General features: G+C 61.6%; 6 protein-coding genes. 3 read left to right on the top strand and 3 right to left on the bottom strand.

Annotation, left to right across the window (positions count from 1 at the left end; genetic code table 11):
* Positions 1-70: 70 nt before the first annotated feature.
* Complete coding sequence (gene nifJ, locus M1P90_RS20670) at positions 71-3,778, bottom strand: pyruvate:ferredoxin (flavodoxin) oxidoreductase (protein WP_483697185.1); 3,708 nt, start codon at positions 3,776-3,778, stop codon at positions 71-73.
* A 388-nt stretch (positions 3,779-4,166) separates the two neighbouring features.
* On the opposite strand from nifJ, the gene hisZ reads away from it, so the two are divergent.
* Positions 4,167-5,627, top strand: coding sequence for an ATP phosphoribosyltransferase regulatory subunit (hisZ, locus tag M1P90_RS20665; RefSeq protein WP_483697184.1), 1,461 nt, complete (start codon positions 4,167-4,169; stop codon positions 5,625-5,627).
* Positions 5,628-5,680: 53 nt separating this feature from the next.
* Here hisZ and M1P90_RS20660 read toward each other — a convergent pair whose 3' ends face one another.
* Entirely contained in the window at positions 5,681-9,877 is a 4,197-nt protein-coding gene (locus M1P90_RS20660) for a DUF5050 domain-containing protein (protein ID WP_483697183.1), read from the bottom strand.
* Between the two features lie 191 nt (positions 9,878-10,068).
* Here M1P90_RS20660 and M1P90_RS20655 point away from each other — a divergent pair, with 191 nt between their 5' ends.
* Positions 10,069-10,983, top strand: a complete 915-nt coding sequence (locus tag M1P90_RS20655) for a 2-dehydropantoate 2-reductase (RefSeq protein WP_483697182.1) — start codon at positions 10,069-10,071, stop codon at positions 10,981-10,983.
* 210 nt (positions 10,984-11,193) lie between these two features.
* Positions 11,194-12,102, top strand: a complete 909-nt coding sequence (locus M1P90_RS20650; protein ID WP_483697181.1) for a carbohydrate kinase family protein — start codon at positions 11,194-11,196, stop codon at positions 12,100-12,102.
* Positions 12,103-12,413: 311 nt separating this feature from the next.
* Here the strand turns inward: M1P90_RS20650 and M1P90_RS20645 are convergent, their stop codons facing one another.
* On the bottom strand, positions 12,414-12,872 hold the full coding sequence (locus M1P90_RS20645; RefSeq protein ID WP_483697180.1) for a DIP1984 family protein: 459 nt from the start codon (positions 12,870-12,872) through the stop codon (positions 12,414-12,416).
* Between the last annotated feature and the right edge of the window lie 270 nt (positions 12,873-13,142).

Genomic DNA, 13,142 nt, shown 5'->3' with positions numbered 1-13,142 from the left:
GGTTGGAAGGTTGCACGTTGCAAAGTTCTGTTTCGTTCAACCTGCCAACCTGAAACGTCAAAACCGGTTCCTACTTCGCGCCATTCCCATCGCCGCGCGGCTCGGCCGCCAGCTCCTGGTAGTGCGCCCAGCGCGCCTTGATGCTCTGCTTGGCCTGTGCCAGCAGCTCCTCGGCGCGCTGCTCGTCGCTCTGCTGCAGCATGCGGTAGCGCGTTTCGTTGTACACATACTGCTCCAGCGGCACGCTCGGCGCCTTCGACTCGATCACCAGCGGGTGCTGGCCCTGCTCGGCCAGCTCGGGGTTGTAGCGGTACAGCATCCAGTGCCCGCTTTGCACGCCGAGCTTCTGCTGGGCCAGGCCCTTGCGCATGTCGATGCCGTGCGCGATGCAGTGGCTGTAGGCGATGATCAGCGAGGGGCCGTCGTAGGCTTCTGCTTCCAGAAACGCCTTCAGCGTCTGCTGATCGTCGGCGCCCATGGCCACGCGCGCCACATAGACATTGCCGTAGGCCATTGCCAGCAGACCCAGGTCTTTTTTCGGCGTGGCCTTGCCCCTGGCGGCGAACTTCGCCACCGCGCCAATCGGCGTGGATTTGGACGACTGGCCGCCGGTGTTGGAATACACTTCGGTGTCGAGCACCAGAATGTTGACGTTGCGGCCCGAGGCCAGCACGTGATCCAGCCCGCCAAAGCCAATGTCGTAGGCCCAGCCGTCGCCGCCAATGATCCACACGTCTTTCTTCACCAGCGCGTCGGCCAGCGAGAGGAGGTTGGCGAGCTGCGTGTTCAGCTCGCGGTCGTCGAACTCGCCAATTGCGCCTTCCCAATCGAGAATGCGGTGCTTGAGCTGGGCCACGCGCTCGCGCTGGGCATTCACGCCCGCGTCGGTGCGCTGGTCGGCATTCAGCAGCGCCTGCACCAGATCATCGCCCACAATATCGCCCACCGTGGCCAGCAGCTCGCGCGCCTGCTCGGTCTGCTTGTCGAGCGTCAGGCGCATGCCCAGGCCGAACTCGGCGTTGTCTTCGAACAGCGAGTTAGCCCAGGCCGGGCCGCGCCCCTCGGCGTTGGTGGTATAGGGCGTGGTGGGCAGGTTGCCGCCATAGATCGACGAGCAGCCAGTGGCGTTGGCAATCACCGAGCGGTCGCCAAAGAGCTGCGTCACCAGCTTGATGTAGGGCGTCTCGCCGCAGCCCGCGCACGCGCCCGAGAACTCGAACAGCGGCACCATGAGCTGCGAGTTCTTGATCGTGCCGACATTCAGTGTGGCGCGGTCGGTGTCGGGCAGGGCGCGGAAGAACTCCCAGTTGGTGGCTTCGCGCTCGCGGATGGGCGGCTGCTCGGCCATGTTGATCGCCTTGCGCCCGACCTGGCGCTTGTCTTTCACCGGGCAGGCTTCCACGCACAGGCTACAGCCGGTGCAGTCTTCTGGCGCAACCTGCAGCGTGAATTGCTTGCCGGGGAACTCCTTGAAGCGCGCATCGGCATGGAGGAAGCCGGCTGGCGCGGCGGCCAGATCGGCTTCGTCGTAGACCTTCATGCGAATGACGGCGTGCGGGCAGACCAGCGCGCACTTGCCGCACTGAATGCACAGGTCGGCGTCCCACACCGGGATTTCAAGCGCAATGTTGCGCTTTTCCCACTGCGCGGTGCCGCTGGGGTAGGTGCCGTCGCAGGGCAGCGCGCTGACCGGCAGCATGTCGCCTTCGCCGGCAATCATGCGGCCCAGCACGTCGCGCACAAAGGCGGGCGCGGCTTCGGGCACCGGCGGCCGGCGGCGCAGCGTGGCGGTAAGAAGCGTGTCGCTGCCGCCGTTCGCGCCGACCGCCAGCGGCACGCGCACTTCGTACAGGTGCGAAAGCGTTTCGTCAACGGCGCGGTAGTTCTGCTGCACCACGGCCTCGCCGCGCTTGCCGTAGGTCTTCCTGATGCTGTGCTTGATTTCTTCAATCGCCTGCTCGCGCGGCAGCACGCCGCTGATCGCGAAAAAGGCCGTCTGCATGATTGTGTTGACGCGGCGGCCCATGCCGGTGGCGCGCGCCACGCTGTCGGCGTCGATCACATACAGATGCAGCTGTTTTTCGAGCAGCGCTTCCTGCACTTCGCAGGGCAGCTCGCCCCATATTTCGTCGGGGCCGAAGGTGGTATTCAGCAGGAAGACGGCGCCGGGCGCGGCGTACTTCAGCACATCGAAGCGCTCGAGGAAGGAGAACTGGCTGCACGCCACGAACTGCGCCTGGTCGATCATATAGGCCGCGCGAATGGGCTGCGGGCCGAAGCGCAGGTGCGAGATCGTGACCGAGCCGGATTTCTTCGAGTCGTAGACGAAGTAGCCCTGTGCGTGGAGTTGGGGCGAAACATCGTGCTCGGCGCTCGCATCTGGCGCGTTCGAAACATTGCTTCGCCCGTACTCGCCAATGATTTTGATCGAGTTTTTGTTCGCGCCCACGGTGCCGTCGGAGCCAAGGCCCCAGAACACGCAGCGCACTGTTTCAGGCGTCTCAATCGCAAAGGCGTGATCGTAGGACAGGCTGGTATGGCTCACGTCGTCGTTGATGCCAATGGTGAAATGGTTCTTGGGCGCGGGTTTGGCCAGCTCGTCGAAAATGCCCTTCACCATCGCCGGCGTGAACTCTTTCGAGGAAAGGCCATAGCGCCCGCCAATGACGGCGGGAGAACCGAGAACTGAGAACTGAGAACCGTTCGTGGTGTTCTGGTTCTGCCCAGCCTCGGCCAATGCCGCAACCACATCCAGGTACAGCGGCTCGCCGGCGCTGCCCGGCTCCTTGGTGCGGTCGAGCACGGCGATCGCTTTGACGGTGGGCGGCAAGGCATGCACGAGATGATCGGCTGAGAAGGGGCGGAACAGATGCACCTGCACCACGCCGACTTTCTCGCCCTGCGCGGCCAGGAACTGCGCGGTCTCGGCGGCGGTTTCGGCTGCCGAGCCCATGATCACAATCACGCGTTCGGCGTCGGGCGCGCCCACGTAGTCGAACAGGCGATATTGCCGGCCCGTCAGCGCGGCGAATCTGTCCATATACTTTTGCACCAGCGCCGGGCAGGCCGCGTAGAACGGGTTAACACTTTCGCGCGCCTGGAAGTAAACATCGGGGTTTTGCGCGGTGCCGCGAATCACCGGGCGGTCGGGCGAAAGGCCGCGCGCGCGGTGGGCGCGCACCAGCCCATCGTCAATCATGGCACGCATGTCGTCGTCGCTGAGCTGTTCGATTTTGTTGATCTCGTGCGAGGTGCGGAAGCCGTCGAAGAAATGCACAAACGGCACGCGCGCCTCAAGCGTGGCGGCATGCGCGATCAGCGCCATGTCGTGGGCCTGCTGCACCGAGTGCGAGGAAAGCAGCGCCCAGCCGGTTTGCCGCACCGCCATCACGTCGGCGTGGTCGCCAAAGATCGACAGGCCCTGCGCCGCAATCGAGCGCGCCGCGACATGGAAAACCGCCGAGGTTAGCTCGCCGGCGATCTTGTACATATTTGGGATCATCAGCAGCAGGCCCTGCGATGCCGTGAAGGTGGTGGTGAGCGCGCCGGTTTGCAGCGCGCCATGCACCGCGCCAGCTGCGCCACCTTCCGACTGCATCTCAATCACCTGCGGCACCGTGCCCCACAGGTTCGGCCGCCCCGCCGCCGACCATGCGTCGGCCAGCTCGCCCATTGCGGTCGACGGGGTGATCGGGTAGATTGCAATCACCTCGCTGAGCTTATGGGCAACCTGCGCGGCGGCTTCGTTGCCCTCGATCGTCATGTGTATCCGAGCCATTGGGTTCCTCCCCGGTTATCGAGCGGCGCGCAGGCGCCGGCAGCAAGCGGTGTGGATGAAAGCGGATTGAGCGCATGGAGATGCGCGATGCGATCAGTATAGAATCGCGCCCCCGGCGGCGGGTAAAGGAAAAACAACCGCGGGTTATGATCTCGGGCTTATGATCATCGCGCCTGGACGGCCGTAAACGACCCGGCTACGACGCAACGCCCGCTGAAGCGGGCTAGAATGCAAGGTGCAAGCGCGTTAGCCCCGTTCACGGGGCGTTGCTGATAGTGCGGCGGGTTCAGCCCCGCGCGGCAGCGCCCGCGCACGCTTGTTGCTGCGCACCCGATCGGGTACAATGCGGCGCGACCAAAGGAATTCCGCCGTTCAGCAAGATAGCGACATGAGCACAACCACAACCATCGACGCGGTGCGCGGGATGCGCGACGTGCTGCCGGGCGATCTGGCCGCGCAGCAGGCCGTGTCGGCGCGGCTTGAAGGCACGCTGGCCGCGTATGGCTACCAGCCGATTGAGCTGCCGATCATCGAGCAGCGCGACTTGTATGGCCGCAAGCTCGGCGAGGAGCTGGTGGGCAAGGTGTACGAGTGGAACTTCAACGGGCGCGACCTGGCGCTGCGCCCGGAGTGGACGGCCTCGGTGCTGCGGGCCTACGTGGGCCGCATGCAGGGGCTGCCGCTGCCGCTGCGCCTGCGCTACGCCGGGCCGGTGTTTCGCAACGAGCGCCCGCAGCGTGGCACCTACCGCCAGTTCATGCAGGTGGGTGTGGAGCTGATTGGCGGGCCGGCCCCGCGCGCCGACGCCGAGTGCCTTGCGCTGGCCTGTGCCGGGCTGGATGCCGTGGGCGTGGCGAATTATCGCGTGCGAGTCGGGCACATTGGGCTGGTGCGGCAGGTGCTGCGCCGGCTGGGCCTGGCCGAACGCACGCAGGGCATTCTGGCGTGGAGCCTGGAGCGCATGCGCGAGCGCGGTGTGGCGGCGGTGCGCGAACGGCTTGATGCCGCGCAAAGCCCGCTGCCGTTTGACGCGGCGCTGCTTGATGGCATGAGCGATGCGCAGGCCGAGGCGCTGCTGCTCGGCTCGCTTGGCGCGATTGGTGTGAATCTCGAATTTGGCACGCGCGCGCCTGAGGCGATTGTTGGGCGGCTGGTGCGCAAGCTGCGCCGCGCCGACCCGCAGGCGCAGGTCGAGCGGGCGCTGGCGCTGCTGGAGCGGCTGTGCGCGATTCGCGGCGCGCCGGCCGAGGCATTTCCGCAGGCGGCGGCGCTGCTGCGCGAGTACGAGCTGCCCGAATCCCTGCTCGACGAGCTGCGCGCAATTGTGGAAACCACCGCCGCGCACGATCTGCCAGCCGAGCGCCTGCTGATCGATTTCGGGCTGGGGCGCGGCCTGCACTACTACACCGGCGTGATCTTCGAAATTTATGATGACGATGAGCTGCAACTGTGCGGCGGCGGGCGCTACGACGACCTTGTGACGGCGCTGGGCGGGCGGCAGGCCACGCCAGCGGTTGGCTTCGCCTACGGGCTGGAGCGCGTGGTGGCCGCCGCGCAGTTCGCGCCGCCGCCGCGCGCGCCCGAGGTGCTGGTGGCTGCCGCCGACGACGCGAGCTATGCCTACGCGCTCCAGGTGGCGCGCGAGCTGCGGGCGCGCGGCTATGCGGCCTTGGTCGATGTGCGTGGGCGCAGCGCCGCCAGCAACCAGCGCGATGGCGCGCGGCGCGGCGTGGTGGCGCTGGTGCAGGTCGGCCCCGAAGAGCAGGCGCGTGGCGAGCTCGTGTGGCGCGACATGGCCAGCCGCGCCGAGCGGCGAATAACTGTGCTCGATGTACCGCCCGCTTTATAGCAGATCGTAAATTGAATGTCTTGCTGGCACACCTGCCACTGCACCAGAAGGCATTAGCGCGACCACCATCCAGGCGAATGGTCGTCGGCGCTGTTGAACGTCAGGCGCTGCACATTACTTCCGTCGGCATTCATGACATAAATATCCTGGTTGCCATTGCGTGTAGACATAAACGCAATCTGGCTGCCATCTGGCGACCACGATGGCGTTTGGTCGGTATTTGCGCTGGTAGTCAGGCGGCGCGGGTTGCTGCCGTCAGCGTTCACCGTGTAAATTTCCCAATTGCCATCACGCCGTGAGTGAAACGCAATCGACTGCCCATCTGGCGACCAGGCGGCTGCGCGATCGTCTGCGCTGTTAAAGGTGATGCGGCGCTGGCTGCTGCCGTCGGCGTTCATCACATAAATTTCGTCGTTACCGTCGCGCCGCGAACGAAAGGCGATTAACTGGCTGTCTGGCGACCATACCGGCGCATTATCGTCGATGTTATTGAAGGTGAGCCGGTGCTGATTGCTGCCGTCGGCGTTCATCACATAAATTTCGTTATTTCCATCGCGCGTGGACATAAACGCAATCTGCTGGCCATCCGGCGACCATGCGGGGGCTTCGTCGATTGAGTTATTGAAAGTAAGCCGGCGCTGATTGCTGCCATCAGCGTCCATTACATAAATTTCCTGATTGCCATCGCGCGCCGACCAGAACGTTATTTTCGCTGTGTCAGCCGACATACCTGGCCAGCCTTCGGTGCTGGAAGTACTGGTAAGGCGCTGCTGATTACTGCCATCGGGGCTCATGCGGTAGATCTCGTCGTTGCCGTCGCGGTGTGACACAAAGGTGATTGCGGGTGCTGGCGGCGGAGGTGGGGGCTCTTCCACACGTACGAAACTAGCAAATGAGCGCTCGATGCCAGGCACGCCTTCAAGCGAACCAATAACCATATACGTATCTGGCGTGCTTGGGGCGTCAAGTGTCAGGGTGATCTGGGCGCTGGCGCTAGGGTCAATCGTTAGAAACTGGCTTGTACGCGCTAGCGGGGTATCGTCCGAATTACGCAGTTCGAGCTGCAGGGTGCCACTGAGCGAGGTGGTGCTCTGGCGATTGTGAATCTGTATTGGGATGTCGATTGGCGCGCTGACAGAAACGCTATCGGGGATTGCAGCGTCGAGGTCGGCTACAATCAAGGGAATCAGTGGACGGTCGGGGGTGTTGAATTGCGTTACCTCGGCAGTATCGGGGTTGGTAAAAGTTAATTGCGCGCCCGGCAACATTCCGCCTGTTTGTGTGCCTGTGGGCTGAAGCGTAGCAGAAAACACAGCTGGCTGGCCTGGCCCGAGCGTTTGCGACCATTCAATCTTTCCGTCAGCCACGGTTCCGCCCCCCGCATCAACTACGGCCATCCCATCAGGAATGGTCTGCGCAATAGTTGCCTCGAGCGCCGTAGTCAGTGGGTTTTCAGCAAACGCTGTCAATACATGTCCATCGCTGCCGCTAGCCTGGCTGATCCAGGATCGCAATGGGAAGCTCACTGTCGGCACCGATTGCTCGGCTGTGGCTGCGGTGTGCGGTGGCGCGCCAATCAGGCAGTTCACCGGGTTGCCGGCAGAATCAATACGCTGGGGGTGCGCGTACTGAGCGTCGAGCGTACCAACCAGATATGTGCCAGTAGACGTTGAACCGATGACAGTGATTGAAACAGGTGATGGATCGATTGGCGCATCTCCTTCAGCGCCATGACGGTAATCGAAGCGCAGGGTGCCACCTTCTTCGGGCGTCAGCGTAACACCGGGCGCTTCGCGATACTGTGGCACCGGGCTGCTGAACCACCCGGGCTTATGCTGATACGTAGCCCAGGCCTCGATTGTCACGGCTTCGCTTGTGCTGTTGAACAGATCGAGGGTTGTATACGCAGAGTCTTCCACAAACTTACTTCCCAGCCAGCTGCGACACTCGCCCACGCTGTACTGAGTCGGCGGGCCAAGTGAAACCTGCGGTATCACTGCGATATCGCGTGTTTTGACCAGGTACAAGCCGTTCATTGTATTCTGGTTGATACGCTGGAGTGTTAGCGATGCTTCGGCACCATTCAAGTATGCCAGGCTGTCAAGTATCATTCGGTAGTCCTGGCTAATTGCTTTTGCATCCTCCCAGCGACTCCAAACAAACTCGGCACCTTCGCCAAGCGCATTGGCAATATAGTAACCTGGCCCATCCCAAATCAGGGTGGCAGTGCCAATGGCAACATTTTTGATCAGGAACGGACACCATTTATGGCAGAAGTCGTTGTCGAGCCGCTCACTTTCGTCCCGCGCGGCTTGCAGATACGATGTTTCACCAGCAATGCGTTCTGCAAGCATAAGGTTGGCATCTTTGCGCGCTTTCATGTCGGCACGGTACATAGCCTCTTCTTCAGGCAGAAGCGCCAGGCCCGGCAAAGCTGCTAGTACGTCGTCGCGTGGTAATGCCAGTTCGTCATCGTAAGAAGCCGCCAGCGCTTCTAGGCTGCTCTTGTAGTATGCAAAAGGGTCATTCGTTTTCGTAAGTAAATGGAAGAATATTTCTCGCGCTGTCAGGCCCGCGAGATCTACAGCTCCTTCGTTAATCAAGTCCTTCTGAATATCTTCTATTACAAATTCTTTGCCTGCATCGAGCATTTTGTCGATAACTGGGCCGGTCAGCACGCGATTATTATGAAATACATCATACAATGGTTTATAGAAGTGGCGCTGGGCAGCGCTGTCAGTGGTATAGCCGCCCCATGAAGCATGCAGTGCGGCTTTGTAACCAGGTGTTCCTATATGGCGCAGGCCAGTGCTGGCAAGCGATGCATTCAGGCCACCTAACGCTTCTCCAAGCGACACACTATCTAAAATCAAGTCAGTAATAGCACTGGCTACATCGGCGGTAAGCTCGCCTGAGAAATACCGGCCAACTTCGGCAACGTTGTTATTATGAGCAGCGGCCTGGGCAATATCATCTTGCCCCGATTGGGTAAACTCTCGCACAGCCGTAGCGAAATCGCTTGTTGGCGGGTCGACGAAGTTCATAAGGGCCTGACTGGTAAGGGTAAGATCGTCAGAAAGATCATTCGCGGTAATGGTCGCTACGCCTGCTGTGGCCGAACGAATATACCCAACGGCCTGTCCGCTTGCATCAGAGGGTATGCCTGGCTGAGTTACCCGATCGCTGGCGCGATCAGAGCGTAGTTCGATCTGTTTGCCTGGAACCGGGCGGCCCTGGCTGTCGAGCAGCGTGACTGTTATTTTGGCACTGGCGCGACCATCGGCAAGCACATCGGATGGTACCACCTCCAGCTTCGACTGCACAGGATCGGCGGTTAGCACTGGGTTGAGCGGCTGATCGGAAAAGCTGACATAATCGCGAATGGAGTGGGTTTCGCCAGGAAACAGTGTGCGCCCACGCCACTCAAGGCCCGCGCCATTATCAATATAGCTTGCAACTGTTGTGTTGTTGAATCCAGAGCCGGGTAGGTTAGCATTGGAGATTGCCTGCCAGATGCTGTTGTAGTCACTTTCCTGATACGCGCTCGCCGGTGTGGCTGGCACAAACAGTTCGAATTGGTCCTGCGCGCGGTTTCGGCCGCCGATCGAGCCAGTTTCGGGGTTGTAGTAGCCGGTACCACGATCGTCGCCATTTAAGAACAGATCGGCAGCATGAAAAAGTGTATATTCCTGGCTTTCTGTGCCATTATTCTGCACAAGCCATTCGTAAGCAATATAATCGGTGCCATTGATATAAGAAATTTGCTGCTCGATCTGTAGTTGCGAATCTGGCACCATGAGCATGCAGCGAAGAACCCACGGTGATTCTGCTGTTCCATTTCCGCTTGGCCCTGTGACACCGAGTTCGGTGTACCCGAATGGTAGCGAACGGTTGGCTGGTACAGACGGGCCCCAGGCTCTGCCCCCAGCCCAAAGATAAACTCCGCTGGCATTCTGCCCGTAGAATTGTTGAACACCATTGCGATGTACCGCCACGCTGCCATCGCTGTAGCTCTTGATTTGGAACGGCGTGCCCTGAATCGTAGCGATCGACAGATTCGTTTGTCTGGCAACGGCTGCAGCAGTTTTGCCATGCGGAGCTATTGCTGGCGAAGATGGGGCGGCAGAGGGTACGATTCTACTGCTGGCTTTGCGGCCATGAAATTCTTTTGAGGAAAATGCATCTGCATTTGCTGGCGGCACGAACAGTACGAGCAAGAAGAACAGGAAAAGTAGGTGAATGCGTTGCATTACAAAGCCCCCTTTGCTTCAAACTTGCCGCTCGTGGTGTGCCGCTTGCAGGCATGGAGCGCATATACGTGGCGAAATGAGAATTGCTGCTACAATAGGAAATAAGACTGCTACATGGTAAACGAAGCTGATCGCTTTTTTTACAGGCATTTTTGAACTGCGTAGAAGTGTTTGTATATGGAGCACAACCGATGAAAATCGCGGTTGTTGGCACGGGCGGCGTGGGCGGCTACTTCGGCGGGTTGCTGGCGCAGGCCGGCCACGATGTGAGCTTTGTGGCGCGCGGCGCGCACCTGCGAGCCATCCGCGCGCGCGGCCTGCGCGTCGAGACGCCCGATGGCGGCTTTGTGGTCGCGCCCGCCGACGCCACCGACGACCCGTCCGACATTGGGCCGGTTGAGCTGGTGCTGCTGTGCGTAAAAACTTACGACCTCGACGCGGCAATCGAGCAGATGCGCCCGCTGGTTGGGCCGGGCACAAGCGTGCTGACGCTCCAGAATGGCGTCGAGGCGCCCGGGCAGGTGGGCGCGGCCTATGGCGAGCAAACTGCGCTGGCCGGGATGGTCTACTCCGAGGTGTCGGTGCGCGAGCCGGGCGTGATTGTGCAGAGCGCGCCGGTGCGGCGGATCGTGCTGGGCGAGCTGAACAGCCGCCTGACGCCGCGTGTGCAGGTCTTTGCCGCCGCCTTTGCCGGCGCGGGCGTCGATACCACTGCCAGCGAAAACATCCTGGGCGCGCTGTGGAGCAAGTTCGCCTTTATCTGCGCGATGGGCGGCGGCACCGCGCTGGCACGCCGCTCGCTGGGCGCGCTGCTGGCCGACCCGGCCGGGCGGGCGCTGCTGGAGCAGCTAATGACCGAGGTGCGCGCCGTGGGCGAGGCCGAGGGTGTGCAGTTCGCCGCCGACCCGGTGGCGGCTGGCATGGCTACCGCCGAGCGTTTTTCGTTCGACACCAAGTCGTCGATGCAGCGCGACCTTGAGCGCGGCGCGCGGCTGGAGATCGAGGCGCTGAACGGCGCAGCGGTGCGCCTGGGCCAGGCGGCTGGCGTGCCCACACCCGCGAACCTGGCCGTCTACGCGGCGCTGCGCTTGCATCAACCGGTGTAAGGATGATTTCACCACGGAGGCACGGAGACACGGAGTTCGAGAGTTGCAGGTTTGAAAGTTTGAAGGTTGCAGGTTAGAAGGTTCCCAAATGCAACATTCAACATTCAAACCTGTAAACTTGTAACCTGCAAACTGCCCAGTGCTAATTCAACACTCAGCATTCAAAACTCAAAACTGCTGAATCCTGACTCCTGACGACTGAGGCCAGCTATGCCAAGCGCGCTTGTGATCGGCGGCGTCTCGTTCAACATCATGGTCTACCTCGACGCGCTGCCCGAGCCGGTGCCGCACAGCATCTTCAGCCGCGGCTTCCACGAGACGATTGGCTCGACGGGCGCGGGCAAGGCGCTCAACCTGTGCAAGCTCGGCTTCGACACCACCCTGCACGCGCCCGTTGGCGACGACGCGAATGGTCGCTGGGTGGCGAATTACCTCGAAGCAGCCGGCGTGCGCTTTCTCACCGACATCGACCCGAGCGGCACGCAGCGCCACGTCAACCTGATGGACGCCGCCGGCCAGCGCGTGTCGATCTTCATCGTGCCGGGCACGTTCGAGCCAGCGTTTGATCGCGCGCGGCTGGCGGCACTCGTGCCGGGCAGCGACTATGTGCTGCTGAATATCAGCAACTACTGCCGCCAGCTCATTCCCGACATTCAGGCCGCCGGCAAGGCGATCTGGTGCGACCTGCACGACTACGACGGCGCAAACTCCTACTACGACGATTTCATTGCGGCGGCGGATTTCCTGATGCTCAGCTCGGACGCATTGCCGGGCTACCGCGATTTCATGGCGCGGATGATTGCGCAGGGCAAGCAGCTCGTGGTGTGCACGCACGGTGCGCACGGCTCGACGGCGCTGACGGCGGCGGGCGAGTGGATCGAAACGCCGATCATTCCGAAATACGCCCCGGTGGATGCGAATGGCGCGGGCGACAGCTTCTTTGTGGGGATGCTCTACGGCCACGCGCAGGGCCTGGGGGTGCGGCAGTGCCTGCGCCTCGGCACCATCGCCAGCGGCCTGTGCGTCACCACGCGCGATCTGGCCTTTCCCGGCCTGAGCCCGGCGCTGCTGGCGAGCGAATACGCAGCCGTGTATGGCGAGCCGCTCAGCCTCAAGTAAACGCAGGAATATTGGGCCACGGAGGGCACAGAGGCCACTGAGGGCGATAGTCAAAAACTCGGTGCCCTCGGTGTTCTCTGTGGCCCAACCGTTTGCTCTCGAATATAGGTGCAACCCCGTTCCCACCCTCGCCGCAGCGCGCCATCAGCACATGGGAGTAACAGTGACAATACGCGGTACGCTTGTGACAGTGCTGGGCATACGATGTACGGTTCGGGTTTCGAATCCGAGTAGCGCGCCCCGCGCCTCCAAGCCCAACGTACCCCGTTGGCGGGTTGTGCTCGCCTGGCGTTCTGCGGCTACCATCGCACCTATTCCAGCACCTCCGTCAGCCAGTTGGCGGCCTGAATGCGCGCATCCAGCTCGCGGTAGGCTTTCGCCAGCCGGTCGGCGCCCTGCTGCACCTCGCCAACATTCACCGTGCTGTGGAATTTCACTTCCGAGCGGGTGGCGCGCGTCTGTGTGATCGAGGCGGCCTGTGCCAGCTCGCGATACGCGCCCAGCCTGAGCTGAAGCATATCGCGCTCGGCCAGCGCGTCGGCCAGGGTTTGCGCGCCTTCGAGCGTGGTGGATGAGTTGGTGCGGTTGATGCGCTGAATCAGCACAGTCAGGTCGCCTACAATGCGCTCAAGCTCGGCCAGCAGGTCGGCGGGATTTTCGGCCGGCGTGTCGCCTTCCTGCACCTTGGCGTTCTGGTTCAGGCGCTGCTTGAGCTGTTCGGCGCGCTTCTGGTAGTCGGCGCGCAGCATCAGCGCTTCGGCAAGTTTCATTGCTGTTTCTCCAAAACCTGGCACAAATATCTTTCAAATAACCACCAAGACACCAAGACACCAAGGGCTTTAGTATGCTAGAAATCTTGGTGCCTTCGTACTCTGGAAAATAAATTTCCTTGCACTCAGCTTCCAGGAAGCTCAGGCTAGTTTTGTTTCAACCTGATACTCAGATAAGCTTCCTGGAAGCTTGCCCGTTGTAGAAAAGAACTTTCTTTCCAGAGTACTTCGTGCCTTGGTGGTAACTATTTCTAACGTTCTTGCTTGAAA

Source organism: Kouleothrix sp. 19917, from assembly GCF_057073505.1.
This window is presented reverse-complemented; position numbering and strand designations above follow the sequence as displayed.

Bases quoted from the DNA above. Each gene is read 5' to 3' on its own strand.
- nifJ (WP_483697185.1), bottom strand. From the start codon at position 3,778: ATGGCTCGGATACACATGACGATCGAGGGCAACGAAGCCGCCGCGCAG.
- hisZ (WP_483697184.1), top strand. From the start codon at position 4,167: ATGAGCACAACCACAACCATCGACGCGGTGCGCGGGATGCGCGACGTG.
- M1P90_RS20645 (WP_483697180.1), bottom strand. From the start codon at position 12,872: ATGAAACTTGCCGAAGCGCTGATGCTGCGCGCCGACTACCAGAAGCGC.
- M1P90_RS20650 (WP_483697181.1), top strand. From the start codon at position 11,194: ATGCCAAGCGCGCTTGTGATCGGCGGCGTCTCGTTCAACATCATGGTC.
- M1P90_RS20660 (WP_483697183.1), bottom strand. From the start codon at position 9,877: ATGCAACGCATTCACCTACTTTTCCTGTTCTTCTTGCTCGTACTGTTC.
- M1P90_RS20655 (WP_483697182.1), top strand. From the start codon at position 10,069: ATGAAAATCGCGGTTGTTGGCACGGGCGGCGTGGGCGGCTACTTCGGC.